The sequence below is a fragment of the Clostridium sp. DFI.1.208 genome (assembly GCF_024463855.1).
In the GTDB taxonomy this organism is placed as follows: Bacteria; Bacillota_I; Bacilli_A; order Erysipelotrichales; family Erysipelotrichaceae; genus Clostridium_AQ.
Genome location: NZ_JANGCA010000055.1, coordinates 1 through 25,850 on the forward strand (window position 1 = coordinate 1; position 25,850 = coordinate 25,850).

Sequence of the window (25,850 nt, forward strand, 5' to 3'; positions counted from 1 at the left end):
CACAATTACACATTTTATCACAACCTGAAGTGATACCAAATAATTCAGGTGGAAAGGAGAACTGGTATATTAAATTTATTACTCATTATATGAGTAACTTAAATATACCAGGAGTGATTGATTTATGAGAATGATTTTTAATAAAGGACACCGTATCAGAGCCAGCGACAAGCACCTTGTCTATCATTTCTCCATAGGTACGCTTCTGTTTGTATTCGTGGCGGTTCTCCTGCTATTGAATATCAAACAGCTCATGCGTACCGACTGGGAGCATTTCAGCTTGTTAGAAAACGGCTTGACGCTTTCCCCTTACAACTTCATAACCATACTGATAGCGACTGGTGTTTGTGCATTGGTCGCTTTTCTGTATTACCGCTTCTGCTATGACAGTTTCAAGAAGCTCCTGCACCGTCAAAAGCTGGCAAGAATGATACTGGAAAACAAATGGTATGAAGCAGATACCGTACAAGACAGCGGTTTTTTCACTGACCTGCAAAGCAGATCAAGGGAAAAAATCGTCTGGTTTCCGAAGATTTATTATCAAATGGAAAAGGGACTGCTCCATATCCGCTGTGAAATCACGTTGGGAAAATATCAAGACCAGCTTTTACGGTTAGAGGATAAGTTGGAAAGTGGCTTGTATTGCGAACTGACTGACAAGACCTTACATGACGGCTATATCGAATACACCCTGCTTTATGACATGATAGCGAACCGCATTACCATTGATGAGGTACGGGCAGAAAATGGTTGTCTTAGGCTGATGAAAAATCTTGTGTGGGAATATGACGCACTACCTCACGCCTTAATTGCTGGTGGGACTGGTGGCGGTAAAACGTACTTTTTGCTGACGCTCATTGAAGCCCTACTGCATACAGACGCTATTCTTTACGTTTTAGACCCGAAGAACGCTGACCTTGCGGACTTGGGGACAGTCATGGGAAATGTGTATCACACTAAAGAAGAAATGATTGATTGCGTCAATGCCTTTTATGAGGGCATGGTACAACGAAGCGAAGAAATGAAGCAACACCCGAACTATAAAACGGGCGAAAACTACGCCTATCTTGGCTTACCGCCCTGCTTTTTAATCTTTGATGAATATGTGGCGTTTTTTGAAATGCTGGGGACAAAGGAAAGCGTGAGTTTACTTAGCCAGTTAAAGAAAATCGTCATGCTGGGGCGACAAGCAGGGTATTTCCTTATCGTTGCCTGCCAGCGACCAGACGCAAAATATTTCTCGGACGGTATCAGAGATAACTTCAATTTCCGTGTAGGGTTGGGACGTATCAGCGAATTAGGTTACGGTATGCTGTTTGGTTCTGATGTGAAAAAACAGTTTTTCCAGAAGCGTATCAAAGGGCGTGGCTATTGTGATGTGGGAACAAGCGTCATAAGTGAATTTTACACGCCTTTAGTCCCGAAAGGATATGATTTTTTGCAGACCATAGGTTCTCTTGCATATGCAAGGCAGGACGGGACGGCGACGTGCGAAGCGAAAGGCGACGGCACGGACTAGCCGTTGCTGGTGTGGCGTCAGCCACGCCAGCAGAAACAAGCCCCTCATTATCTAACAGAGGGGCACAATTACGGCGGAAACTTCCACAAAAACCTTTGCAAGACCGCATGGAATAAGGGTTTTTCGTACATTTCGCCTTTTGTGATAAAACCTTGAAATTATCACAATATCACAAAATTATCACGATTGGGGGTATGACAACTGAATGAAACTGATTTTTTAACCGCCTTGAAAGAGAAACGCTGTGCATACAGCGTATCGCAGACAAGGCTTGCAATCATGGCAAATATCAGCCGTGAACATTTGAGCCGTATCGAAGCAGGAAAGGTAACGCTGACTGAGGACATGAAACATACGCTTTTAGAAGCGGTGGAAAAATTCAATCCCGACAATCCCATGTTCCTGCTGTTTGATTATGTGCGTATCCGTTTTCCCACAATGGATATAAAGCATATCATCAAGGATATATTAAAGCTCAATATCGACTATATGCTTCACGAAGATTACGGACATTATAAATACACCGAGCATTATCATATCGGAGATGTGTTTGTGTATGTATCGCAGGACGAGGAAAAAGGTGTCCTGCTAGAACTCAAAGGCAAAGGCTGTCGTCAGTTTGAAAGTTATCTGCTGGCACAAGAGCGAAGTTGGTATGACTTCTTCACGGACGCATTGGTTGAGGGCGGTGTGATGAAACGTCTTGATTTGGCAATCAATGACCGAACGGGTTTACTTGATATTCCAGAGCTGATACGAAAATGCGAGAATGAGGAATGTATTTCTAAATTCCGTTCTTTCAAAAGCTATGGTTCTGGGGAACTGGTAAAGCATAACGAAACGGATAAATACGGTATGGGACACACGTTGTATATCGGTTCATTTTCAAGTGAAGTATACTTCTGCTGTTATGAAAAGAATTACGAACAGTACGCAAAACTTGGCATACCGATTGAAGAAGTCCCCATAAAAAATAGATTTGAGATACGTTTGAAAAATGAACGTGCCTATTATGCTGTTGTGGAACTGCTGACACATTATGACGCAGAACAGACAGCATTTTCTATTATCAACCAGTATATCCGCTTTGCTGATAAAGAACCAGACAAGCGAAAAAGCGACTGGAAAACAAATGTACGCTGGGCTTGGTTCATTGGCGAGGGGCGACCACCTATAAAGCTGACAACAAAACCAGAGCCGTACACGTTAGAACGTACACTTAACTGGCTACAAAGGCAGGTTGCACCGACCTTGAAGATGTTGAAACAGATAGACAAGGACAATCAGACGGAGTATCTGGAAACGATTGAGAAGCAGGCAAAACTGACCGAGCGACACCACCAGATAATCAAGCAACAGACAGCCACGGTTGAAGAAATGGTTGCCAAAGTAAAGGAGTGATGAAAAATGTGGGAATTATTGAAAGACTTACTGCTGGTATCTCTGGGAATGGGTATCGGCGTAGTCTTGATGTGCATTTTAACTGTCGGCAAAGAAGCTGACAGATGTATGGAAGAAATCAAAGAAAGAGAGGAACATTAAATGAATTTTGGACAAAATTTATACACTTGGTTTTTAAGCAACGCACAGAGTTTAGTGCTTATGGCGATTGTGGTTATCGGTATCTACTTAGGTTTTAAGCGTGAGTTTTCAAAACTTATCGGCTTCTTGGTAGTTGCTCTTGTTGCCGTTGGCTTGGTATTCAACGCTGGCGGTGTGAAAGACGTATTGTTAGAGCTGTTCAACAAGATTATCGGTGCATAAAATTTTATTGTAGTGTGAGTGTAGAAATGGTATGATATGGATATGAAGAAAGCAACAAATTAGAAGTTGGAGGAACAATAATGGACTACAAAGTAGATGATAAAAACCTTGATGCATCAATGTTTATTTCTTTTGTCAATCAAGTATGGCAGGGCGATTATGATATGGAACAAACAAGGCAAGCATTATCTAAAACACTAAACATAACAGCCTATGACAATAAAAAGTTAGTAGGGTGTTTGCGTATTCTTTCCGATGGTTACTATTTTGGAACAATTACAGAGCTACTTGTTCTTCCTCAATATCAAAAACAGGGTATTGGAAGTAAACTTCTTCAACTTGCAAAAGACAATACACCTACAATGTTATATTTCGGTTCTCAACCAGAAGCAGAGAAGTTTTATGAAAAGAACGGCTGTCAAAAAAGCTTACAATCTTACATGATAAATAAGGGATAATAAGAGATAACTTCCAGCTTGACAATTTCATATCCATATACACAAAGCAGTTAGTCTTAGGATTGACTGCTTTTTTCTTACCTAAAAATTAGATTGGAGTGATGTAATGAACGATATTTTTAAGGATATGCAGGAAAAGGTTAGCTGTGAAAACATTTCAGACCTGCCCTTTTACAAGCGTAAGGTGTGGCATGAAATGAAGCAACTGAACATTGCCGACTACGAAGGAAAACAGTTAGAAGATTTTTCAAAGTATGTGTTTGGTATCTCATACCAAACCTTAAAAGATGTGATGAAACAACAGAAAGGACGTGAGGAACAATGCAGGAAACAAGGGTGCTGGTGGAAACGGGCGGAACAACTGGCGAAGAAACAACAGCATACTGGCTCGACTTGCCGATAGATGTTGCCGAGTTTGAAGAAAAATTAGGTGTCGGTGCAGAAAGTCAAGAGTACCGCATTATCGAAAAGGTACTGCCCTTTGCTGATGAAGTCCACGAACATACAAGCGTGTATCAGCTCAACGAATTAGATTTTATGTACCGCCAGCTTTCCGCTGACATGCAGGAAGAATATATAACGCTTCATACCGTGTTTGAAAGTTTAGAAGCACTTTATAATTGCAGGAACGTGATTACCGTTTATCCCGAATGCAAAAGCATGATTGATGTTGCAAGGCAAAAGCTGATGAATGACCCGACGTTCAAACATCTGTCCGAGGACTGTCAAGCATACTATTTTGACTTTGAAGCCTACGCTTCTCACTTGCAGGAACACGGGAAATTTTTAGTGACAGAACATGGTATTTTTGAACTGCCAGAGTAAGAAAAGAGGTGGTGCTTATGATTGATGATATGGCGGTTTATATTGCAAATCTTGGTAAATACAATGAGGGGTATTTAGTCGGTGCTTGGTTCTCTTTCCCTATTGACGAGGAAGATGTGAAAGAAAAAATCGGCTTGAACGAACAGTACGAAGAATACGCTATCCATGATACCGACAACTTCCCTATTGCGATTGGCGAATATATTTCTATTGATGAACTCAATGAGATGTATGAAATGATAGAGGAACTTCCCGACTATATCGTAGATTGTCTGGACGAGTTTATCAGCCACTACGGGACGCTGGAAGAAGTCGTGGAACACAAGGACGATATTTATTTTTATCCAGACTGTGATACTATGACGGACGTTGCCTACTACTACATAGACGAATTGCAGGCACTTGGCGATATTCCCTCTAGTTTGCAAAACTACATTGACTATGAAGCCTACGGGCGAGATTTGGATATGAGCGGTTGCTTCATTGCGACAAGCCGTGGTATATGCGAGATACCATATTAACGCTGGAAGATCAGCAACAAGCATTGTTGCTACTGACAGTGAATTTCTCTTTAAGGGACAGTCTGAAACATGGCTGTCCTTTTCCATTTAGAAACTTACGAAATCCCACAAGGGGATACCACTATGCCGTGAGGGACACGGCAGGAACAAAGAAAGGAGTTGAAAGAACTTGAAAAAGATTAGAAGCTACACGGGTATCTGGAATGTAGAAAAAGTCTTGTATGCAATCAATGACTTTAACTTACCCTTTCCTGTTACCTTTACACAGATTACATGGTTTGTAATTACAGAATTTATCATCATTCTGTTTGGGAATATGCCCCCACTTTCCATGATTGAGGGAGCATTTCTAAAATACTTCGGTATACCCGTAGCTCTCACTTGGTTCATGTCGCAGAAAACCTTTGACGGAAAGAAGCCGTACAGCTTTTTGAAATCACAGATAACCTATGCGTTGCGACCCAAAATCACTTATGCAGGAAAAGCCGTAAAACTGGATAAGCAGATATTCAACGAAACAATCACGGCAGTAAGGAGTGTGAGTTATGTTCCCGATTAAATATATTGATAACAATCTTGTATGGAACAAGGACAATGAGGTATTCGCTTATTATGAGCTGATACCGTACAACTATTCTTTCTTATCCGCAGAGCAGAAATTTATCGTGCATGACAGCTTTCGCCAGCTAATCGCACAATCTCGTGAGGGTAAAATCCATGCCTTGCAGATTGCCACGGAAAGTTCAATCCGCAGTATGCAGGAGCAGTCAAAGAAATTGGTTACGGGAAAACTTCGAGAGGTGGCAGTTAAGAAGATAGACGAACAGACCGAAGCGTTAGTATCTATGATTGGGGACAATCAAGTGGACTACCGCTTTTTTCTTGGCTTTAAGCTCATGGTAACGGAAGAACAGTTCAATCTGAAAAACATCAAAAAATCGGCGTGGCTGACATTCAAAGAATTTCTCCATGAAGTGAACCACACGCTGATGAATGACTTTGTTTCCATGCCAAATGATGAAATCAACCGTTACATGAAAATGGAAAAGTTGCTGGAAAATAAAATCTCCCGTCGCTTCAAGGTGCGTCGCTTGGAAATCAATGATTTTGGGTATCTCATGGAACATCTTTACGGCAGGGACGGTATCGCCTATGAAGATTATGAGCACCAGCTACCAAAGAAGAACTACAAGAAAGAAACGCTGATAAAATACTACGACCTTATCCGTCCAACAAGGTGTGTGATTGAAGAAAGCCAGCGATATTTACGATTGGAACATGAGGACAAGGAAAGCTATGTGTCCTACTTTACCGTCAATGCGATTGTGGGCGAGCTTGATTTTCCGTCAAGTGAAATCTTCTATTTCCAACAACAACAATTCACATTCCCCGTTGATACTTCCATGAATGTAGAAATCGTGGAGAACCGAAAAGCATTAACAACTGTCCGCAACAAGAAAAAGGAATTGAAAGATTTAGACAATCACGCTTATCAGGCAGGAAGTGAAACCAGTTCAAATGTGGTGGACGCTTTAGACAGCGTGGACGAGCTGGAAACGGATTTAGACCAGACAAAAGAAAGTATGTATAAGCTCTCTTATGTTATCCGTGTGTCTGCTGATGATTTGGACGAACTGAAACGCCGTTGTAATGAGGTCAAAGATTTTTATGACGATTTGAATGTGAAATTGGTACGTCCTGCTGGGGATATGCTGGGGCTTCACTCTGAATTTCTCCCTGCCAGCAAGCGATATATCAACGACTATGTGCAGTATGTCAAAAGTGATTTTTTAGCTGGACTTGGCTTTGGTGCGACACAGCAGTTAGGCGAAATGTCGGGTATCTATATCGGCTATTCCGTTGATACGGGAAGAAATGTGTATTTACAGCCCTCTCTTGCCAGTCAAGGAATTAAGGGTACTGTTACCAATGCGTTAGCGTCTGCTTTTGTCGGTTCGCTTGGCGGTGGAAAGTCGTTCTGCAACAATCTTCTTGTGTATTACTCTGTTCTTTTTGGGGGACAAGCGGTTATCTTAGACCCAAAATCAGAGCGTGGCAACTGGAAAGAAACGCTCCCAGAAATCGCCCATGAAATCAATATCGTTAATCTTACCAGCGACAAGGACAATGCAGGACTTCTTGACCCGTTTGTGATTATGAAGAATGTGAAAGACGCTGAAAGTCTGGCAATCGACATCTTGACATTCCTTACGGGTATTTCCTCTAGGGACGGCGAAAAATTCCCCGTACTTCGTAAGGCGGTACGTTCCGTTACTCAGAGCGACAGTCGGGGCTTGCTCCATGTGATAGACGAGCTACGCCGTGAAGATACACCAGTATCAAGAAATATCGCAGACCATATCGACAGTTTCACGGACTATGATTTTGCACATCTGCTGTTTTCGGACGGAACGGTGGAAAATGCTATTAGTCTGGATAACCAGCTTAATATCATTCAAGTAGCCGACCTTGTGTTGCCAGATAAAGATACCACTTTTGAGGAATACACGACCATTGAATTATTATCGGTGTCTATGCTGATTGTGATTAGTACCTTTGCCCTTGATTTTATCCATTCGGACAGAAGTATTTTTAAGATTGTAGATTTGGACGAAGCATGGGCGTTCTTAAATGTGGCACAAGGCGAAACCTTATCAAATAAGCTGGTTCGTGCTGGACGAGCTATGCAGGCAGGCGTTTATTTTGTTACACAATCTTCTGGCGACGTGTCAAAAGAAAGTCTGAAAAACAATATCGGCTTAAAATTCGCATTTAGAAGTACCGACATCAACGAGATAAAGCAGACCTTAGAATTTTTCGGTATCGACAAAGAGGACGAAAACAACCAGAAACGCTTGCGAGATTTAGAGAACGGACAATGTTTATTGCAGGACTTATATGGGCGTGTCGGCGTAGTGCAGATACACCCCGTCTTTGAAGAACTCTTACACGCCTTTGATACCAGACCGCCCGTACAGAGAAATGAGGTGGAGTGATGAAAGAAAGGATAAAAAGTGCGTTCACAAAAAAGAAGATACTCCACTTTCTCAAAATGGCTCTGTTCGTCGCGGCACTTTCCCTTATCCTGCTTTCACTTCTGGGGACGGTGGCTCATGCGACGGGGCTTGTGGACGATACGATAAACACTGAAAATCTTTACTCCATATATCCGCTTTCCAACTACCAGCTTGATTTTTATGTAGATAATAGCTGGGCGTGGTTGCCGTGGAACTGGCTGGACGGTATCGGAAAATCGGTGCAGTATGGGCTTTACTGTATTACCAACTTTGTCTGGACGATAAGTCTTTACTTATCTAACGCAACGGGCTATGTGGTGCAGGAAGCCTATAAACTTGATTTTATTAACGATATGGCAGATAGTATCGGACAAAGCATACAGACCCTTGCAGGCGTTACCGCAAGCGGTTTTTCTTCCACGGGCTTCTATGTTGGTTTCCTGCTTCTCATTATCTTAGTGGTGGGACTATATGTTGCCTATACGGGACTTATCAAACGGGAAACCAGCAAGGCACTTCACGCCGTTATCAACTTTGTTGTTGTGTTCGTGCTGTCTGCTTCGTTTATTGCCTACGCTCCCGACTACATCAAGAAGATAAATGAATTTTCATCAGACATCAGTACCGCTTCTTTGGACTTGGGAACAAAAATCATGCTCCCAAACTCTGACAGCGAGGGCAAGGACAGCGTGGATTTGATACGGGACAGCCTGTTTTCTATTCAAGTACAACAGCCGTGGCTACTCCTGCAATTCGGAAATTCCAATATAGAAGAAATCGGGGCAGACCGTGTAGAAGCTCTCGTATCGGCAAGTCCAGAGGACGAGGACGGGAAAACCAGAGAAGAAGTCGTGAAAACAGAAATCGAGGACAACGACAACAACAATCTGACGATACCGCAGGTCGTGAACCGTTTAGGTATGGTATTTTTCCTCTTGTTCTTCAACTTAGGTATCACGATATTTGTATTCTTGCTTACGGGTATGATGTTGTTTAGCCAGATACTTTTTATTATCTTCGCTATGTTTTTACCTATCAGCTTTTTACTTTCCATGATACCGAGCTATGAAAGCATGGCAAAGCAGGCAATCGTGAGGGTGTTTAATACCATAATGACACGGGCAGGAATAACGCTCATTGTAACGGTGGCGTTCAGCATTTCCAGTATGTTTTATAACATATCCACAGACTATCCGTTTTTCATGGTGGCGTTCTTACAGATAGTATGTTTCGCTGGTATCTACATGAAGTTAGGCGATTTAATGAGTATGTTCTCCTTGAACGCTGGCGACAGTCAAAGCATGGGACGCAGGATATTCCGCAGACCATATCTATACTTGGCACATAGGGCTAGGCGTATGGAAAGACGGCTTGCTGGTGCGGTTACGGCTGGCGGTATAGCTGGTGCGGTGGCTGGAAGTTCTGTTGCTGGCAAGAGGACAGAAAGAAAAAATACAGCTTCTAAGGAAAATCGGGGCAATACCACTTCCAGCGTGGGACAGCGTGCAGGTTCAAAGGTAGGTGCTGTCTTAGATACGAAAAATAAGGTCAAGGATAAGGCAAACGCTGTCAAAGAGAATATCAAGGATATACCGACACAGACCGCTTATGCGGTGTATTCCGCAAAGGAAAAAGCAAAATCCAGCGTGTCCGATTTTAAACGTGGCATGGTGCAGGAACAGCAGTCCAGACAGACGGGACGATTGGAAAAGCAGGAACAGCATAGACGAAATATCGCTGACAAGCGTATGGAGCTTCAAAAGGCACAAGAAGCAAGGCAGGCACAGCGAAAGGCTGACGGATCAGCGACAAAGGGAGCTACCCGTCCCCATGAGCGACCAGCCACAGCTTCAACCATTTCAAAGCCGAGTGGTGAAAAAATGCAGGAAATCAAACGTCCTGCCACAGCTCCGACTTCTAAAGCAAGCGAGCCAGTCAAGACAAAGGCTGTGAAAGAACGTCCGCTATTTTCTGGTACTTCTGATAGAAAAGCGACCCAGTCTGCACAGCTAGTACATAGGCAAAATGTAGAAAAAGTGGTATCACAGGAAACACGCCAGAATGACACCAAAGACCGCAGGACAAAGGTTCAGCAGACCCAGACCGTCCAGAAGAACCAGCAGACCACAGAGAAAAACCGTAACCTTGTAACGAAAAAAGGACAGAAGAAAAAATGAAACTGAAACATATCGCTATTATCGGCAGTCTGTTTCCTATCCTCTTTTCTGTGGTGCTGTTCTTTGGGGTGCTGATTAGTGCAGACAGCGATGATGATAACATGAATTATTCTTCGGGCATTGCGGGTATGAATTTATCCGCAGAAGTCTTGAAACATCAGCCTATGGTGGAAAAGTACGCCAAAGAATACGGTATTTCCGAGTATGTGAATGTGTTGCTGGCTATCATTCAAGTAGAAAGTGGCGGTACGGCAGAAGATGTTATGCAGAGTTCAGAAAGTCTTGGTTTACCGCCCAACTCTTTAGATACGGAAAGCTCAATCAAGCAGGGGTGTAAGTATTTTGCGTCCCTGCTTTCTTCCTGCAAAAATCAAGGTATCGACGATTTGAATGTAGCGATACAGTCCTATAACTATGGCGGTGGTTATGTGGGATATGTGGCGGAAAAAGGAAAGAAACATACATACAATCTTGCAGAGAGTTTCGCCCGTGAAAAATCGGGCGGAAAGAAAGTAACCTATACCAACCCGATAGCTGTTGCGAAAAACGGGGGCTGGCGGTACAGCTACGGCAATCAATTTTATGTGGAATTAGTCAATCAGTATTTAACTGTTCCGCAGGTATCGGGCGAACTGGCACAAAAGGTCATGAATGAAGCCTTAAAATATCAAGGGTGGAAATATGTGTATGGCGGTAGCAATCCCAGCACTTCTTTTGATTGTAGCGGACTTGTGCAATGGTGCTTTGGGAAAGCTGATATTTCCTTACCGAGAACCGCCGACTTGCAGTATGACGCAACACAGCATATCCCCTTATCGCAGGCAAAGGCTGGCGACTTGGTATTTTTCCATTCCACCTATAACGCTGGTTCGTATGTAACGCACGTTGGTATCTATGTGGGAAATAACAAAATGTATCATGCTGGCGACCCGATAGGATATGCAGACTTGAATAGTAGTTACTGGCTACAGCACTTAATCGGTGCAGGACGAGTAAAATAATAGAAAGGACTTAGAAACTATGTTTAAGAAAAATAAGAAACAGACAGAAAATATCAAAGAAAAAAAGGTGCGTACTGTCAAGGTAGGCACACATAAGAAAACCGTGATTGCGTTGTGGGTGGTGCTTATCGCAAGCGTGAGCTTTGGGGTGTATAAGAATTTTACCGCTATTGATATGCACACCGTACATGAAACAGAAACCATACAATTAAGACTTACCGATACCAACGGTATTGAAAATTTCGTGAAGAACTTTGCGAAGTCCTATTACACATGGAATAACAGCAAAGAAGCGATTGAAGCAAGGACGCAGGCAATCAGCGGTTATCTGACAAAGGAATTGCAGGACTTGAATGTTGATACCATTAGAACGGATATACCGACCAGTTCCACAGTTACAGATGTGATTGTGTGGAATATCGAACAGTCGGGAACGGACACTTTTTCTGCTACCTACGAAGTAGATCAGCAGATAAAAGAGGGAGAACAGACAACAACAGTCAAGGCAACCTATACGGTAAAAGTCCATGTGGACGCTGACGGGGATATGGTAATCGTTCATAACCCTACCCTTGCACCAGCAATCGAAAAATCAGACTACGAGCCTAAGACACCAGAAGCAGACGCAAGCGTAGACGCTGATACTGTGAATGACGCTACCGCTTTTCTGGAAACATTTTTTAAGCTGTACCCGACAACCACAGAAAAGGAACTTGCCTACTATGTAACGGGGAATATGCTTGAACCTATCGGCAGGGACTACCTTTATTCAGAATTGGTAAACCCAGTATTTACAAAGGACGGGGATAATGTGAAAGTCAAGGTTGCTGTGAAATTCCTTGATAATCAGACAAAGGCAACGCAGGTATCGCAGTTTGAGCTAGTGCTACATAAAGATAATAACTGGAAGATTGTAGGATAACATAGTAAAAGGCAGGTATACCATGCCGTGGTTATCTGCCTTAGTTGTTATCTATTTTAAATTGTTTTTTTAGAATGTCCTTTAAAGCAAAATATTCTGATGGAAGCTTATTCATAGCAATCCACATATGAATTGATGTATATTGCAAATCTTCAATATAGAAGCTATTGATATTTTGTTTATCTGCTAAAATATATTTTGGTAATAATGATATTCCACCGCCCATAGCAACGGTATTAAGAATTGCTTCTACAGTATCTAATTCAATTATCATTGGTGATTTCGATTGATGTAAGTTCCACCAATCCAAAAGGGCTTCTCTGTAGGGGCAGGACTTGATATTATTTATGATAATTGGATATGCAAAGATATCATTTATGGAATTGCAGGAGCATGGAGTTGCCAGCATTAAATTTTCTTGAAATTCCAAAACCTGCTTACCTTGTGTAATATTGTGGGTACTGTTAGTGATTATACAATCTAATAGTCCATTAGATAGGCTCTGGTCTAAGTCGTCTTGATTTAGTGTGGAAACTGACAATGACACATTTGGAAACTGTTTTTGATATTCAATGATACATTTGGGCAATAAATAACCAGCTATTGTCTGCGTTGTGCCAATTTTTAAAGTTTTAGGATTGTTCTGAAAAGATTGTAAGGTCTTATCGAGTAAAGAGATTATCTTTTCTGCTTGATACAGTAATTTTTCTCCATCTTTTGTGAGGGTTACGCCTTTGCTATGGCGAATGAATAGTGTCGTGTTTAATTCACCTTCCAGTTTTTTGATATGTGCAGTTATATTAGATTGAACATACCCCATATTTTCCGCAGTTTTCGATATTGATTTTGTATAAGCAACTTCCCTAAATATTCTAAGTTCCAGACTTTCCATAATAGCACCTCCAGTATTATTTAAAATGATATCTATCATCATTTACAACTATTATACACATAACGAACTAATATGTATAATTAAATTGAAATTTGAAGCAGGATAGATAGGAGGAAAAAATAATGATTGCTATGCAATATAAGATTTCACTACCAGATAACTACGACATGAACGTGATTAGACAGCGAGTAGCTGATAATGGACATAGAACGGATGGCTTTCAAGATTTAATATTTAAAGCATATCTCATATCTGAAAAAAGAGATTCTTCAAAGAGTTGTAATGAGTATTCTCCACTATATGTATGGCAGAATAATGATGGCATGAACAAATTCATTTTTGATGGTTACTATGATAATATTTTAAGTTCATTCGGTTGGCAAAAAATAAATATAGGTATTCCAATAACATGTTGTTTGGGAAAAGACTTTAATCTGTCAAAGTTTGCTCTTGAAATTGAACATGAAATTACGCCAATGAAACAAATGAAAGCTATAAATTTTTCATTGGAGAAAGATGACTGTACAAGTAAAGTGTTAATATACAATCCAGACAAATGGAAATATGTAGAATACTATTTCTATAAAGATAGACCTATTAAAAAAAATATTGGAAAAATTTATTCAATTTTGCATTTGTCACAATAAAATATGTTTTGAAATATTGAATACTTAAATATGCAAAAAAACAAATGCAACTGGCTATGGGGCTATATCTACTAAAAAGCTATGTGATAGGTTGGGATTAAATTTAAACATTACTTCTAAAAGGCATGAATACACAAGGCTGACAAACTATACAGTTACGATTAAACGATACCAACGGGATTGAAAATTTCGTGAAGAACTTTGAGAAGTCCTATTACACATGGAGCAACAGCAACGAAGCTATTGAAGCAAGGACGCAGGCAATCAGCGGTTATCTGACAAAGGAGTTGTAGGACTTGAATGTAGATACTATCAGAACGGATATACCGACCAGCTCTGCGGTTACAGATGTGATTGTGTGGAATATCGAGCAGTCGGGAACGGACACTTTATCTGCTACCTACGAAGTAGATCAGCAGATAAAAGAGAGAGAACAGACAACAGCGGTCAAGGCAACCTATACCGTAAAAGTCCATGTGGACGCTGACGGGGATATGGTAATCGTTCAGAACCTTACTCTTGCACCAGCAATCGAAAAATCAGACTTTGAACCAAAGACATCAGAAGCAGACGCAAGCGTGGACGCAGATACTGTCAATGACGCTACCGCCTTTTTGGAAACATTCTTTAAGCTGTACCCAACAGCGACAGAAAAAGAACTTGCCTACTATGTAGCTGGCAATGTGCTTGAACCTATCGGCAGGGACTACCTTTATTCTGAATTGGTAAACCCTATCTTTACTAAGGACGGGGACAATGTGAAAGTCAAGGTGTTTGTAAAATTCCTTGATAATCAGACAAAGGCAACACAAGTATCACAATATGAGCTTATACTATATAAGGATAGTAACTGGAAGATTGTAGGATAACATGGAAAAGGGCTTGTATCATAATTATGGTGTGCAAGCCCTTTTTATATTGAAGTATAAATTAACAATAATTATAATTAGGTACATGAATGGAGGGATAAAATGTTCAAAATTGGTGAGTTTTCAAAATTGACACAAGTTTCTACTCGTATGTTGCGTTATTATGATGAAATGGGTTTGTTAAAACCTGCTAAAGTTGATTCATTAACTGGATATCGTATGTATTCAGCAGAACAAATCTCAACTTTAAATAGAATTATATATTTACGTGATAGTGGCTTCAATGTCGCTGAAATTGCATTAGCCCTCAATTGCAGTAATAATGCCATTATAGAACAGCTTGATAAAAAGTCTGTTGAAATTATGGATAATATACAAAAAGAACAAGAAAAACTAAAGAAAATTGAGATTGCTAAAAAAGAAGTGTTACATGGCAAAAGTGAATTGTATTTTAACATAACCATAAAAGAGATACCGAGTTATTGCGTTTTATCTTTAAGAAAAGAAATACCAAATTATTATTATGAGGGCGAACTCTGGAAAGAACTCTCTGCTTTTGCTAAAGAAAATAAAATAAATATTTCTGATGAAACATTCTCAATATATCACAATGAAGAATATAAAGAAAAAGATGTTGATGTAGAATTATGTGCCATTGTAAATAAAATAGGAAAAGCTACAGGTGATTTTAAGTTTCGATTTACCGAACCAGTTTCTATGATGGCTTGTACTATGGTATATGGAGATTTTTCTAATATTTCTTATGCTTATCGTTCATTTGCAAAATGGCTTCAAGAAAACAGTCAATATAAGATGAAAGGTTCAAGCCGTCAAATAGTTCATCGTGGACCGTGGAACGAGAAAAATCCAGAGAACTATCTAACAGAAATCCAAATTCCTTTAGAAAATCTCTTGTAAAAAATGATAATCTGCCTTGACTTTAACATGGTGTTAAGGTTTATCGTTTATTTATCAAGAAGAAAACGGAGGAAAATATAATGACAACTTATAAAGTAAATTCAATAGGTACTATCTACAACAATGAAAAAGGTGCTTTCATTCAACTAGAAGCACCATATATTCTAGCATTAAAGGAATTAGACGGATTCAGTCATATCAATGTTTTATGGTGGTTCAGCGATTTTGACAATGCGGATTTTAGAAGCGTATTGGAAACAGACCAACCTTATAAAAAAGCTCCAGAGAAAATGGGGATTTTTGCAACAAGGTCGCCGGTACGCCCAAATCCGATTGCTTTATCAGCAGTAGAAATTATCAATATTGATTATATGAGTGGGCTGATACAAATTGCTTATATTGACGCTAATGATAAAACGCCTATCTTGGATATTAAACCATACACGCCGAGTTTGGATAGAGTGGAAAATCCGCAAGTTCCAGATTGGTGTAGTCATTGGCCTCACAGCTTAGAAGAATCTGCTTCTTTTGCATGGGAAAACGAATTTAATTTTTAAGGAGTGATGAACCATGAGTTTGCAGGATTACATTTTTGAAAAACCAGTAATTGAAACAGAACATCTTATTTTAAGAACAATGAATAAAAGCGATATTGATGATTTGAAAGAATGGATTAGTGATATTTCTTTATACGAGTATTGGGGCAAGCGTCCCTCAAAAAGCGAAAAAAATCCAGAATTACTCTTTGATAAGTCAAAAAAATCTACTAAAAGTTTTCATTGGGGTATTGTCCATAAACAAGATAGCAAAGTTATTGGTGAGATATGGATATATCTTATTGAAAATAATCGAATGGCAAAAGTGGCTTTCAGACTTTCTAAGCAATATCAAGGTAATGGACTAATGAGTGAAGTGTTGAAAAGCGTAATTGAATTTTGTTTTTCAAAAACAGAATTACAAAAAATATGGACAGATGTGTATATATTAAATCATGCTTCTTATAAAACATTAGAGAAAGTAGGTTTTCAAAGGGAAGGACATATTCGTGAGGGGAAAATGGTAAATACCTATTGCGACTATTATCTATATGGGATTTTGAAATCTGATTATAGCACTAGCTGATGTTATGGCTAATATTGAAGCGACGATTGACGAAGCAATGAACAATACAGTTTCAAAGGTCTATGATACGAAAAGCATTAAAAGATATTTGATGAATTTATTAGATATGGCTCATTAAAAAGTACCAAAGAAATAAAAGTTGCCATATAGACAAAATTGTTTTTTTATATCTTTTGATTTCTTATAAGATAATGGCATTGTGCGACAAGCTATACAAAAAATTTTCATGTATACTTTGATTATAAATTATACAAGGAGGTACTGATATGTACGCATATGAAAATATTGAAATGTCATTAAACTATATTGAACAACATTTAAGTGAGAAAATCGAAACAGAGAAACTGGCGGAAATTGCCTGTCTTTCTACATTTTATTACCAACGCTTGTTTAAAAAGTTAGTTAAGAAATCAGTTCAAGAGTATATCAAACTTCGCCGTTTAGCAATGGTGATAACAGAATTGAATAATTCAGAGGAAAGGATATTAGATATAGCTTTAAAATATGGATTTTCTGACCACTCTAATTTCACCAGAGCATTTAAAGAAGTTTATCATATTACTCCCGATGAATACAGAAAGAGTGTTCCTATGTTAAATACATTTGACAAGCCAGAACTTTCTTCTCATTATGTTATGATTGATGAGAATGTTCCATTGATTATAGGGAATATTGTTTTGGAAATTCAAAGAAAAACATTAAGAACAAAGGAAATATATTTTGGTTTTGAAAAAACAGTAAATATTGCTGAACAAATTCCTGCTGGAGAAAGTACAGGAATTGATGTTCCAGGTCAGCTATGGCGCGAATTCCATGCAAAGAAACTGCAAACCGAAAATGCCATTTTTAACAATGATATTGAACTTGGTGTATCTCACTTAGCAAGTCCAGATAAAGGAACATTCCTTTACTTTGCAGGAGGTATGGTTTCATCAACAGATGTATGTCCTAAAAATATGGTACAACATACATTACCAGCAGGTGAGTATATTGTATGCAGAATTGAGGCAGAATCTTTTGAAGAACTTGTTACTACTGCTTTAAATCAAGCAAATAAGTATCTGTTTGAAACATGGCTTCCAAATCATAAATTGGTTACAAAGCCATTCATGGCAGAAAAATATTACAAAGGAAATGCAGAGATTAATTATATGGAAATATGGGTAATTCCTGTATAAACAGTAAATGCTAAATAGGAATTATCCGACACGAATGAAAATGAAATAAAAAGTCTATAAAGGAGGGCATAGACCGTTGTGATAGACATAAAAGATATAAATTATGTACCTAGTATTAGTGAAATAAGCGGTTATATTGAAAACTCTGCATTTGATGAGTTGTATCAGCATATGAACAATGAATATAAAGCAGTTTGCAAAATCGAATACAGTAAAGATGTCTGGGCACGAGGTTGGAACGTAAAGTTTAAAAAATCTGGGAAATCATTGTGTGTTGTCTATCCGAAGAAGAACTACTTTACTGTATTGGTGGTTGTAGGTAATAAAGAGAAAGAAGATGTTGAAAACTTGTTACCTAGGCTTTCAGAATATGTACAGGAGATTTATCGTAACACTAGAGAGGGAAATGGACAAAGGTGGCTTATGATAGACTTAAAATCTAAAAATAATGTATATCAAGATGTATTAAGGCTTATTGAAATTCGTTATGCCATAAAATGTGTAAAACCGTAATAAAAATATTTTTCACATAAACGGGGTATCACTACGCAGGGTTTGTACCCACAGAAATTGACGCAAAAGGCTGTATACGAAAGATAGATTTAATTTTTGAAAAAGAAGATCAACTTATTTTAGGGAGTTGGTTCTAATGATAGGACTTAAAAGACGAGATATGAATTATATTATGAAAGTTGGTGCTAAAGCTCAAGGTGTTTCAGTATCTGAATTTAGGGCTATGCTACAAGATACCATAGACAAAACTATGGAAAGTACAGACCCAGACGTGCAGGCAAATTTTAAACGATACTTTGGAAATAAGCGCCCAACACCAGAGGAATATATTTATACGATTACCAAAAAGACAAAGGTTAAGGTTTAAATGTTGTAAAGGGGGCTTGCCGTATGAAACGCTTTATGTACAATTCAGTATATTCAAGCCCAATTTAACAGCATACTATTTACAATTAAATACGCTATACCAGTAGCTCGTACAAAATCTATATTTTGTGCGGGCTTTTTTAATACCCGAAAAGTTTTTTTAATTATTTTCATTTTTTTGGAAGCAAATCACACCTTGCTGTACAGATATGGTGCGGAAAGAGGGATAAACACTTTTCAATTCATAGCTGGAAAGGAGGTGAGATTATGAAACCGTCTGACTTCCAAAAAACAATTCAGTGTCAGTTTGAATGTAAGCTGAAAAAAGTTGTCAAAGGTATTATCTGGAACTACCGTAAAGAATTAAAACGAAGAAAAAACAAGGAAATATCTTTTAGCGAATTACCAGACATTACGGTAGAAAGTCTGGCAACATGGGACGACTACGAAACAAACTACACAATTTTTAATGTGTGTGGCATAGATATTAAAGTCCTTGATGATGAACTTGCAGAAGCTCTCAAACAGCTACCCGAAAAAAAACGTAACAATGTATTGATGTATTACTTCTTGGAAATGAGTGATACAGAGATTGCAGATATTATGAATTATACCAGAGGGGCTGTGTTCAAACACAGACACCGTGCACTAGAAACTATGAAAGAGATACTAAAGGAGAAGAAATAGAAATGAAGAAAAAGTACAAGCACCCGTCTTATTATTTGATTTCATCAGCTATGGATGGGGATGAAACTGCGATTGAGAAATTACTGGCATTCTATGACCCGTACATATCAAAGTGTTGTTTACGTCCTTTATATGATGAATACGGCAATGTTTATATTGTTGTTGATATGGAATTAAAGGGACGTATTCGAGAAGCCTTAACCAAAATGATTTTAGACTTTGAGATTGATATAGATATAGAAACCGAAGAAGAATAAGCAGATACCAGCAGGGCGTGATTGGTTAAATTCCCTTCTTTCCTGCCCTGCTCCTGCTTTTATACATGGAAGCCTACGGCTTTCGCCGATTGTTCTTAGACAACTGAATAAAGCAGACAGATACGTTTGTGATACAGCGAGCCACGGGGACTGTACGCCATGACCTTTCCGACAAGAAAGCGAGCGACCCACGCAGTTGATTCGAGAGCGACTTGTGGAATGGTCGTTTTGCCATGACCTGCTATCACAGAATAATGATACGTCCGCATGGTGCGGTTCTGCCCACAAGAATGGGAATAGTTGAGATACTAACGGAGCTTTCCAAAGCCGTCTGTCTGCTTATGATAAGACACACAGAAAGGAGTTGTTGCAACATGAACAATACTGATGTGCCGATTTGGGAAAAATACACCCTTAGTATAGAAGAAGCGTCCCGATATTTTCGTATCGGGGAAAAGAAGTTGCGTAAACTTGCCGAGGAAAATCTGGACTCTGGTTGGGTTATCGTTAATGGAAACCGTATTCAGATAAAGCGAAAACAGTTTGAAAAAATTATTGATACACTGGACGAAATCTGATGTCTTAGAGCCGTAGATATGGTATAATATTAGTAGCGTATCACGGCTCATTCCATGACGGAAAGGAGCTTTACACTATGTCAAAAATGAAAAGACAAGACAGTAAAGGACGCAATTTGCGTCTTGGAGAGAGCCAGAGAAAAGACGGAAGATACGTTTATAAATATACCGATATATTCGGGAAGCCACAGTTTGTATATGCTTGGAAACTTGTACCCACAGACAAAACACCTGCTGGAAAACGTGATGATATATCGTTGAGGGAAAAAGAAAAGCAGATAAAAAAAGACCTTGACGACGGTATCGACACAGTGGGTGGTAAAATGACAGTCTGCCAGCTTTACGAAAAGAAGAACAATCAAAGAAAGAACATCAAGAGAAACACAAAAATAGGACGACAGTATCTTATGAACGCACTGGAAAATGACCCATTGGGTATGAGGGCGATTGATACGGTCAAGCAGTCCGACGCTAAAGAATGGGCTATCAGAATGGATGACAAAGGTTATTCCTACAAAACGATAGATAACTATAAGCGTTCCTTAAAGGCTTCATTCTATATGGCGATACAAGACGACTGTATCAGAAAAAATCCTTTCAATTTCAAGTTGAGTGATGTTCTGGAAGATGATACGGAAGCAAAGGTTATCCTAACACCAGAGCAGGAAGAAAAACTCCTTGCCTTTATGGAAACAGATAATGTCTACAGCAAGTATCGTGATGAAGTTATTCTTCTGCTGGAAACGGGACTTCGTATCTCTGAATTATGCGGACTGACAACACACATTGATATGCTTAACCGTGTGATTAACATAGACCACCAGCTATTGCGTGATACAGAGGTGGGTTACTATATTTCCACACCTAAGACAAAAAACGGGAAGCGTGAGCTTCCATTGACAGAAAGAGCATATCAGGCACTTGAACGAATTTTAAAGAACCGAGGAAAAGCACAACCGCTTGTTGTTGACGGTTACAGCAACTTCTTGTTCTTGAACCGTGAGGGATTGCCAAAGGTCGCAGGAAATTATGAAAGTATGGTGCGTGGGCTGATTAAGAAGTACAACAAGACGCATAAGGACAAGTTGCCAAACATCACACCCCATTCATTCAGACATACTTACTGTACGAACATGGCAAATAAGGGAATGAACCCTAACACCCTGCAATACATCATGGGGCACGCAAACATAACCATGACATTAGGGTATTATGCTCACGGTACTTTCCAGTCTGCAAAGGCTGAATTAGAAAGGCTGGCTTCTTAATATCGAAAATGTATCTTACTACTTATTTACTACTTTTGGTTGCATTTTCATGCTGGTAAATGCCATCTTATGCGAGGTATCTTCCAAAAGGAAAATGCCAATAAAGCCCGAAAATATGGGATATATCGGCATTTACCAACTTATGAAAAGATAATCAGAAATTTAGTAAGTTTTTAATTCACAAATTTTTTAAATCTTCATCAAAGGTGATTTTCATATTTGAGCAATTGTTAAATAGTGTGAAATATCTTTTATATGGATATTCTGACCATCCTTTACCAAATGAATAACTTCCTGTATTTTTTATTTCATAGCTCTTTAACTGTTTTATTGTTTCTTTGTCTGCCAAATAATATTGTAGTAAAAAGCCTAATAGCATTGTACGAGGAGAGGTTTTAATATTCTTCGAAGAACTGAAATTAGAAGAGCGTTGCCAAATAAAATTCCCCCAATTTATTTCTTGTTCAAGGAAGAAAAGAAACAAAATCCTCAATAAGAATAATGCATGTACATCTGATGTTAGTTCTTTTGGGTCCGTCCCTTTCCATATTTCATAGCAATCAGAGAATGATATATTATTAGTTTTTAGTGCCCTAAATAAATTAATATGTGTTAATTTATTAGTGCCAAATATGCCATAGTCATTCAGGTAACCAATTTTAAAATCATAATATCCTTGTGCTGCTTTTGCCACAGCTCTTTTTTTTATACGAGACATTAGGCCTGTATAATCCTTTTTCCAAAGCATAAATAGATTATCATCAAAGGGGAAAATTCTTGTATCTTCATTACCATTTGCTTTGATATTTATTATCTCTTCAATATACTTTCTAGCTATTTTATTATACATAATATACCTCACTAAAGACGTCCAACCATCTGATAATCAATAAAATCTTCAATTACATTCAGGCAATAAGAAAGATTTCTTTCTATATCTTTGCTCCAAAAATGAATAGAAATCCATCCCATCTCATTTAATAGTTTATCATTTTTAGCATCTCTATGTAAATTTTCCTCTATTTTCATTATCCAATAGTCTTTATTATTTTTTAACTTTGATTTTTTTATTTCAAAATCCTTTCCATGCCAAAACTCACCGTCAACAAAAATCGCTATATTATACTTCGTTAAAGCTATATCAGGAGAACCTGGTAACTGCTTGTAATTCAAACGATAACGATAGCCGCGATGCCATAAAGCTTTTGCTAGTTTCATCTCAACTTTATTTCTCTTCAGTTTGACTTTAGACATTCGTTTAGATATTTCAGGTGTGGTAATTAATTTTTTGTGTTTCATTTTATTTATATTTGAGTTGAGATAAGATATAGGCTTTATTGATCCAGAAACTATGTTTTGTCATCCATTCTCCATTTGGCAGTTCATCTGCGTATTTTATATTTCCTTTTGTATATCCATTATGCAATCTATATGCAGCTTTACCGGTGTGAGGTCTAATGTGTATAATGGGATTATCATTTATTTTTGGTATGTTATTTTTGATAGAATTTTCTGTTATTTCAAATTTCACCCCATTTTTTATACAGTCTTGTATTTTCCTCCAGCCTTCCTGGACTGTGTTGTTCAGGTCGATGTAGGGCATATTCCATAATTGAGATCCTAATAACTTATATGTTTCTCCGTCTTTTTTATAAATGACAAATAGAAATTTCGTTTCACTAAAGTATTCAAAAACAAAGGATGATTCCCAATCTTCTTTAACAAATTCTTTAAATTTGAAGGAAGGGATAGAGATATGCTCTGACATTTTTCCATCCTCATCTAGCCTTATAGATTTGACAATGATATTAGCTTTTGCAAATTCCTCAGCACGATTGCTTTTGATACCCAACATTCGGAAAGCTAGATTACTCCATAAAGATTTATTTTTAATGTTATATGCTTGGTTAAATTGTACACAAAGTTCTTTATCAGTTATACCAATATTACGATTTATTTTTTCTGTTATATATTCTTCAAATGTTGTTTGACTTAAATCTGTAGTATTCTTTATAATTGATTCATAGGGTACTTTTTTTCTTAATATGTAAGCATGTAATATGTAATCCATATAGCTTCGTTTTAAACAATAATTTCTTTTTTTTGCAGGCCTATTATCACCATAATATTGTGGTTGCCAGCTTTTTAAAGCTGTGGATCCTTTTGTACAAGCTCCTAAATATAGTGTATCAGATTCGCTTATTTCATGAGCTAAACCCGATATGAGTTTAGCATTGATTTTATTGTAATCATTAATTATTATCTCTAAATCTTCAGCAGGAGGAGTGAAAAGATTGACAAAAAGTATCTGGTAATCTAAACGCTCTTTGGTTTTCTCTCTTAAATAATGAACTAATAAGATGCGTTTTATTTTTTTCCATACATGACTTTTGTAAAAATCTGGTTGGACAGGCTCTTCATAAGATATATTAGTGATTGACAGTCTTTCACCAGCTGAATATTCACCATTCTTTTTTAGGTTCACACACGTTTGTTTGAGTTCGATTCCGACTTTAGGAAAATCAGCTTCTTGTTTACTATTGGGCATATATCCAAAATAATATTTTTCAAGTAAATTTCCTAATTCACCTTTTGCATTTTCATTTCTTAAATAACCACCATCATCTTCAGCTATCGTTAGTGATAATGGATTATGCAAACTATTATAGCTTTTTATAGGTGATTCATTATACTCATCGATTATATCCTGAAAGGTTTTGCTTTCTAAGTTTTTTGCATATTCATAAATACTTTTTTCATTCTCATCATCATAATCAAATAACATAAGATTTCCTCCTATAAAAATGAATTTTTGATCTTGCTTAAAATATAGAATTCATGTATAATATTACGGTATAAATCCATTATACCAGTGCTTGGTCTTTTTAGCTAGATAAGGTATAGGAAATCAATAGATTTGGAGGCCATATATGGAAAAAACAGTGATTGAATTATTTGCGGGTGTAGGTGGATTCAGAGTTGGCTTAAATGACATTCATGGATTTAATGAAGAAACAGGAAGAGCGATTGAAAATAGAAATTGGGATTTTGTATGGGCAAATCAGTGGGAGCCATCTACAAAGATTCAACATGCTTATGAATGCTATTGTACGAGATTTGGATATGAAAACCATTCAAATGAAGATATTAGTAGTGTGAACAAACAAGATATCCCTAATCATACATTATTGGTAGGAGGATTTCCTTGTCAAGATTATTCAGTTGCTAGATCTATTTCAGGGGAAAAAGGAATTGAAGGGAAAAAGGGAGTATTGTTTTGGCAGATTGCCGAAATATTGCGAATAAAAAATACACCATTTGTTTTATTGGAAAATGTTGATAGATTATTGAAATCTCCTGCTCGCCAACGTGGTAGAGACTTTGGTATTATGCTAAGGACCTTCCATGATTTAGGATATGATGTTGAATGGAGAGTAGTAAATGCAGCAGATTATGGTTGTGCTCAAAGGCGAAGAAGAGTTTTTATTTTTGCTTGGAGAAAAAATCTACATTATTGCAAAGGGATAAGACAAAGAGATGCAAGAAAATATTTATTACATACTGGACTTTTTGCACAATCGTTACCTATTGAAGAATTTAAAGATTTTAAACATTTAAGCAAGGAAATTGATTTAACTGAATATCGAGATACTGTCGAAATGACAGAACTTTTTAAAGGGGCTTTTGAAAATACCGGGGTGATGATCAATGGAAAAGTCACCACGATTAGAAGTACTCCATTAGGTATCCCACCTATACCATTGCTAGAAATAAGAGAACATAGGGAAGGGCTAAATAACTATTTTCTTACTGATAATCAAATGGAGAAATTTAAATCAATGAAAGGTGCGAAAAAAATAAAAAGAAAAAAGCCAAATGGAGAACCTTATTTATATTCAGAAGGTAATATGGCCTTTCCAGATAAGTTAAGTTTACCAGGTAGAACGATGTTGACTAGTGAAGGTAGTAGTAATAGAAGTACACATGTAATCGAAGATGAAGAAACAGGTAGTTTAAGATTATTGACGCCAATAGAAGCTGAAAGGCTTCAACATTTTCCAGATGACTGGACGAATACAGGGATGCCTGAAAGAAGAAGGTATTTTATGATGGGGAATGCATTAGTGACAAGGATTATTAACTCATTGGAGAATAGATTATCTGAAATTATTGAAAATGAGTAATGTATACATCGTTTCTTTATACTCAAAAGGTACGTAAAATTAAGGGTAATGTAAACTAGAGAGTGGTTTTGTAAAATAGCGCTTTAAACTAATGAGTGGGTAAAAAAGAAAACAGATGATAAAGGGACTAGAAATCCTTAGAGTCATCTGTTTTTATATGCCGAGAA

29 protein-coding genes and 1 pseudogene are annotated in these 25,850 nt (G+C 37.9%); 26 read left to right on the top strand and 4 right to left on the bottom strand.

What is annotated here, in order from left to right; genetic code table 11:
- Positions 1-124: 124 nt before the first annotated feature.
- From NE665_RS19590 to NE665_RS19650, 13 genes are all read left to right on the top strand, one after another.
- Positions 125-1,519, top strand: coding sequence for an FtsK/SpoIIIE domain-containing protein (locus tag NE665_RS19590; protein WP_117442889.1), 1,395 nt, complete (start codon positions 125-127; stop codon positions 1,517-1,519).
- A 201-nt stretch (positions 1,520-1,720) separates the two neighbouring features.
- Positions 1,721-2,920 carry a MobT family relaxase gene (mobT, locus tag NE665_RS19595; RefSeq protein WP_181968910.1) on the top strand — a complete coding sequence of 400 codons (1,200 nt, stop codon included), beginning with the start codon at positions 1,721-1,723 and terminating at the stop codon, positions 2,918-2,920.
- A 6-nt stretch (positions 2,921-2,926) separates the two neighbouring features.
- Positions 2,927-3,061 carry a DUF3789 domain-containing protein gene (locus NE665_RS19600; protein WP_006354967.1) on the top strand — a complete coding sequence of 45 codons (135 nt, stop codon included), beginning with the start codon at positions 2,927-2,929 and terminating at the stop codon, positions 3,059-3,061.
- Positions 3,062-3,283, top strand: a complete 222-nt coding sequence (locus NE665_RS19605; protein WP_006354966.1) for a hypothetical protein — start codon at positions 3,062-3,064, stop codon at positions 3,281-3,283.
- 80 nt (positions 3,284-3,363) lie between these two features.
- Positions 3,364-3,741 (top strand): GNAT family N-acetyltransferase, encoded by a 378-nt coding sequence (locus NE665_RS19610; protein ID WP_003437701.1) that lies wholly within the window; start codon positions 3,364-3,366, stop codon positions 3,739-3,741.
- 106 nt (positions 3,742-3,847) lie between these two features.
- The gene (locus NE665_RS19615) at positions 3,848-4,144 is read left to right on the top strand and encodes a conjugal transfer protein (RefSeq protein ID WP_156340231.1); all 297 of its coding nucleotides are present in this window, start codon (positions 3,848-3,850) and stop codon (positions 4,142-4,144) included.
- Complete coding sequence (locus NE665_RS19620; protein ID WP_117442892.1) at positions 4,063-4,566, top strand: antirestriction protein ArdA; 504 nt, start codon at positions 4,063-4,065, stop codon at positions 4,564-4,566. Before NE665_RS19615 ends, NE665_RS19620 begins: the two co-directional genes overlap by 82 nt.
- A 17-nt stretch (positions 4,567-4,583) precedes the next feature.
- Positions 4,584-5,087: an antirestriction protein ArdA gene (locus tag NE665_RS19625; RefSeq protein WP_117442893.1), complete on the top strand. Its 504-nt coding sequence runs from the start codon at positions 4,584-4,586 to the stop codon at positions 5,085-5,087.
- Positions 5,088-5,256: 169 nt separating this feature from the next.
- On the top strand, positions 5,257-5,646 hold the full coding sequence (locus tag NE665_RS19630; protein WP_117442895.1) for a conjugal transfer protein: 390 nt from the start codon (positions 5,257-5,259) through the stop codon (positions 5,644-5,646).
- Positions 5,633-8,083, top strand: coding sequence for an ATP-binding protein (locus NE665_RS19635; RefSeq protein ID WP_117442896.1), 2,451 nt, complete (start codon positions 5,633-5,635; stop codon positions 8,081-8,083). Before NE665_RS19630 ends, NE665_RS19635 begins: the two co-directional genes overlap by 14 nt.
- Positions 8,083-10,281: a YtxH domain-containing protein gene (locus tag NE665_RS19640; RefSeq protein WP_117442897.1), complete on the top strand. Its 2,199-nt coding sequence runs from the start codon at positions 8,083-8,085 to the stop codon at positions 10,279-10,281. Before NE665_RS19635 ends, NE665_RS19640 begins: the two co-directional genes overlap by 1 nt.
- Positions 10,278-11,282 (top strand): C40 family peptidase, encoded by a 1,005-nt coding sequence (locus tag NE665_RS19645; protein WP_117442898.1) that lies wholly within the window; start codon positions 10,278-10,280, stop codon positions 11,280-11,282. Before NE665_RS19640 ends, NE665_RS19645 begins: the two co-directional genes overlap by 4 nt.
- A 19-nt stretch (positions 11,283-11,301) precedes the next feature.
- Positions 11,302-12,204 (top strand): conjugal transfer protein, encoded by a 903-nt coding sequence (locus tag NE665_RS19650; protein WP_117442899.1) that lies wholly within the window; start codon positions 11,302-11,304, stop codon positions 12,202-12,204.
- Between the two features lie 40 nt (positions 12,205-12,244).
- Here the strand turns inward: NE665_RS19650 and NE665_RS19655 are convergent, their stop codons facing one another.
- Positions 12,245-13,096, bottom strand: coding sequence for a LysR family transcriptional regulator (locus tag NE665_RS19655; protein WP_181968909.1), 852 nt, complete (start codon positions 13,094-13,096; stop codon positions 12,245-12,247).
- A 122-nt stretch (positions 13,097-13,218) separates the two neighbouring features.
- Here NE665_RS19655 and NE665_RS19660 point away from each other — a divergent pair, with 122 nt between their 5' ends.
- The 12 genes and pseudogenes from NE665_RS19660 to NE665_RS19715 all read left to right on the top strand — a co-directional run bounded on the left by NE665_RS19660 (position 13,219) and on the right by NE665_RS19715 (position 21,499).
- Positions 13,219-13,743, top strand: coding sequence for a DUF4865 family protein (locus NE665_RS19660; RefSeq protein WP_117442901.1), 525 nt, complete (start codon positions 13,219-13,221; stop codon positions 13,741-13,743).
- A 149-nt stretch (positions 13,744-13,892) separates the two neighbouring features.
- A pseudogene (locus tag NE665_RS19665) lies at positions 13,893-14,612 on the top strand (conjugal transfer protein); the annotation flags it as partial.
- A gap of 102 nt (positions 14,613-14,714) precedes the next feature.
- Complete coding sequence (locus NE665_RS19670; RefSeq protein ID WP_117442902.1) at positions 14,715-15,530, top strand: MerR family transcriptional regulator; 816 nt, start codon at positions 14,715-14,717, stop codon at positions 15,528-15,530.
- An 80-nt stretch (positions 15,531-15,610) separates the two neighbouring features.
- Positions 15,611-16,087 carry an SAM-dependent methyltransferase gene (locus tag NE665_RS19675; RefSeq protein ID WP_074077839.1) on the top strand — a complete coding sequence of 159 codons (477 nt, stop codon included), beginning with the start codon at positions 15,611-15,613 and terminating at the stop codon, positions 16,085-16,087.
- A gap of 13 nt (positions 16,088-16,100) precedes the next feature.
- A complete protein-coding gene (locus NE665_RS19680; protein WP_256302607.1) occupies positions 16,101-16,652 on the top strand; it encodes a GNAT family protein in 552 nt (183 codons plus the stop codon).
- 266 nt (positions 16,653-16,918) lie between these two features.
- Positions 16,919-17,830 carry a helix-turn-helix domain-containing protein gene (locus NE665_RS19685; protein WP_117442904.1) on the top strand — a complete coding sequence of 304 codons (912 nt, stop codon included), beginning with the start codon at positions 16,919-16,921 and terminating at the stop codon, positions 17,828-17,830.
- 78 nt (positions 17,831-17,908) lie between these two features.
- On the top strand, positions 17,909-18,343 hold the full coding sequence (locus tag NE665_RS19690) for a DUF3788 domain-containing protein (RefSeq protein ID WP_117442905.1): 435 nt from the start codon (positions 17,909-17,911) through the stop codon (positions 18,341-18,343).
- 136 nt (positions 18,344-18,479) lie between these two features.
- Positions 18,480-18,710 carry a hypothetical protein gene (locus tag NE665_RS19695; RefSeq protein WP_006354942.1) on the top strand — a complete coding sequence of 77 codons (231 nt, stop codon included), beginning with the start codon at positions 18,480-18,482 and terminating at the stop codon, positions 18,708-18,710.
- Positions 18,711-18,976: 266 nt separating this feature from the next.
- A complete protein-coding gene (locus NE665_RS19700) occupies positions 18,977-19,396 on the top strand; it encodes a sigma factor-like helix-turn-helix DNA-binding protein (protein ID WP_006354941.1) in 420 nt (139 codons plus the stop codon).
- A 2-nt stretch (positions 19,397-19,398) separates the two neighbouring features.
- Entirely contained in the window at positions 19,399-19,653 is a 255-nt protein-coding gene (locus tag NE665_RS19705; RefSeq protein ID WP_117442906.1) for a helix-turn-helix domain-containing protein, read from the top strand.
- A gap of 374 nt (positions 19,654-20,027) precedes the next feature.
- The gene (locus NE665_RS19710) at positions 20,028-20,231 is read left to right on the top strand and encodes an excisionase (protein ID WP_022582750.1); all 204 of its coding nucleotides are present in this window, start codon (positions 20,028-20,030) and stop codon (positions 20,229-20,231) included.
- A 77-nt stretch (positions 20,232-20,308) separates the two neighbouring features.
- Positions 20,309-21,499, top strand: a complete 1,191-nt coding sequence (locus tag NE665_RS19715) for a site-specific integrase (RefSeq protein WP_117442907.1) — start codon at positions 20,309-20,311, stop codon at positions 21,497-21,499.
- Between the two features lie 178 nt (positions 21,500-21,677).
- On the opposite strand, the gene NE665_RS19720 is transcribed toward NE665_RS19715, so the two are convergent.
- The 3 genes from NE665_RS19720 to NE665_RS19730 are packed head-to-tail and all read right to left on the bottom strand — an operon-like array spanning position 21,678 to position 24,284.
- Complete coding sequence (locus NE665_RS19720; RefSeq protein WP_117442908.1) at positions 21,678-22,349, bottom strand: hypothetical protein; 672 nt, start codon at positions 22,347-22,349, stop codon at positions 21,678-21,680.
- A gap of 11 nt (positions 22,350-22,360) precedes the next feature.
- Entirely contained in the window at positions 22,361-22,798 is a 438-nt protein-coding gene (locus NE665_RS19725; protein WP_117442909.1) for a very short patch repair endonuclease, read from the bottom strand.
- Between the two features lies 1 nt (position 22,799).
- Positions 22,800-24,284: a Sau3AI family type II restriction endonuclease gene (locus tag NE665_RS19730; RefSeq protein ID WP_117442910.1), complete on the bottom strand. Its 1,485-nt coding sequence runs from the start codon at positions 24,282-24,284 to the stop codon at positions 22,800-22,802.
- Between the two features lie 145 nt (positions 24,285-24,429).
- Between NE665_RS19730 and dcm the strand changes: the two genes are divergently transcribed.
- On the top strand, positions 24,430-25,683 hold the full coding sequence (gene dcm, locus NE665_RS19735) for a DNA (cytosine-5-)-methyltransferase (protein WP_117442911.1): 1,254 nt from the start codon (positions 24,430-24,432) through the stop codon (positions 25,681-25,683).
- The last annotated feature ends 167 nt before the right edge of the window (positions 25,684-25,850 follow it).

What these genes read in the sequence shown, in the direction of transcription:
- NE665_RS19635 (WP_117442896.1), top strand. Translation starts at nt 5,633, where the DNA reads ATGTTCCCGATTAAATATATTGATAACAATCTTGTATGGAACAAGGAC.
- NE665_RS19650 (WP_117442899.1), top strand. Translation starts at nt 11,302, where the DNA reads ATGTTTAAGAAAAATAAGAAACAGACAGAAAATATCAAAGAAAAAAAG.
- NE665_RS19730 (WP_117442910.1), bottom strand. Translation starts at nt 24,284, where the DNA reads ATGTTATTTGATTATGATGATGAGAATGAAAAAAGTATTTATGAATAT.
- NE665_RS19710 (WP_022582750.1), top strand. Translation starts at nt 20,028, where the DNA reads ATGAACAATACTGATGTGCCGATTTGGGAAAAATACACCCTTAGTATA.
- NE665_RS19670 (WP_117442902.1), top strand. Translation starts at nt 14,715, where the DNA reads ATGTTCAAAATTGGTGAGTTTTCAAAATTGACACAAGTTTCTACTCGT.
- NE665_RS19655 (WP_181968909.1), bottom strand. Translation starts at nt 13,096, where the DNA reads ATGGAAAGTCTGGAACTTAGAATATTTAGGGAAGTTGCTTATACAAAA.
- NE665_RS19685 (WP_117442904.1), top strand. Translation starts at nt 16,919, where the DNA reads ATGTACGCATATGAAAATATTGAAATGTCATTAAACTATATTGAACAA.
- NE665_RS19610 (WP_003437701.1), top strand. Translation starts at nt 3,364, where the DNA reads ATGGACTACAAAGTAGATGATAAAAACCTTGATGCATCAATGTTTATT.
- NE665_RS19720 (WP_117442908.1), bottom strand. Translation starts at nt 22,349, where the DNA reads ATGTATAATAAAATAGCTAGAAAGTATATTGAAGAGATAATAAATATC.
- NE665_RS19625 (WP_117442893.1), top strand. Translation starts at nt 4,584, where the DNA reads ATGATTGATGATATGGCGGTTTATATTGCAAATCTTGGTAAATACAAT.
- NE665_RS19695 (WP_006354942.1), top strand. Translation starts at nt 18,480, where the DNA reads ATGATAGGACTTAAAAGACGAGATATGAATTATATTATGAAAGTTGGT.
- NE665_RS19675 (WP_074077839.1), top strand. Translation starts at nt 15,611, where the DNA reads ATGACAACTTATAAAGTAAATTCAATAGGTACTATCTACAACAATGAA.
- NE665_RS19705 (WP_117442906.1), top strand. Translation starts at nt 19,399, where the DNA reads ATGAAGAAAAAGTACAAGCACCCGTCTTATTATTTGATTTCATCAGCT.
- NE665_RS19605 (WP_006354966.1), top strand. Translation starts at nt 3,062, where the DNA reads ATGAATTTTGGACAAAATTTATACACTTGGTTTTTAAGCAACGCACAG.
- NE665_RS19700 (WP_006354941.1), top strand. Translation starts at nt 18,977, where the DNA reads ATGAAACCGTCTGACTTCCAAAAAACAATTCAGTGTCAGTTTGAATGT.
- NE665_RS19645 (WP_117442898.1), top strand. Translation starts at nt 10,278, where the DNA reads ATGAAACTGAAACATATCGCTATTATCGGCAGTCTGTTTCCTATCCTC.
- NE665_RS19715 (WP_117442907.1), top strand. Translation starts at nt 20,309, where the DNA reads ATGTCAAAAATGAAAAGACAAGACAGTAAAGGACGCAATTTGCGTCTT.
- NE665_RS19680 (WP_256302607.1), top strand. Translation starts at nt 16,101, where the DNA reads ATGAGTTTGCAGGATTACATTTTTGAAAAACCAGTAATTGAAACAGAA.
- NE665_RS19590 (WP_117442889.1), top strand. Translation starts at nt 125, where the DNA reads ATGAGAATGATTTTTAATAAAGGACACCGTATCAGAGCCAGCGACAAG.
- NE665_RS19620 (WP_117442892.1), top strand. Translation starts at nt 4,063, where the DNA reads ATGCAGGAAACAAGGGTGCTGGTGGAAACGGGCGGAACAACTGGCGAA.
- dcm (WP_117442911.1), top strand. Translation starts at nt 24,430, where the DNA reads ATGGAAAAAACAGTGATTGAATTATTTGCGGGTGTAGGTGGATTCAGA.
- NE665_RS19640 (WP_117442897.1), top strand. Translation starts at nt 8,083, where the DNA reads ATGAAAGAAAGGATAAAAAGTGCGTTCACAAAAAAGAAGATACTCCAC.
- NE665_RS19725 (WP_117442909.1), bottom strand. Translation starts at nt 22,798, where the DNA reads ATGAAACACAAAAAATTAATTACCACACCTGAAATATCTAAACGAATG.
- NE665_RS19660 (WP_117442901.1), top strand. Translation starts at nt 13,219, where the DNA reads ATGATTGCTATGCAATATAAGATTTCACTACCAGATAACTACGACATG.
- NE665_RS19615 (WP_156340231.1), top strand. Translation starts at nt 3,848, where the DNA reads ATGAACGATATTTTTAAGGATATGCAGGAAAAGGTTAGCTGTGAAAAC.
- NE665_RS19600 (WP_006354967.1), top strand. Translation starts at nt 2,927, where the DNA reads ATGTGGGAATTATTGAAAGACTTACTGCTGGTATCTCTGGGAATGGGT.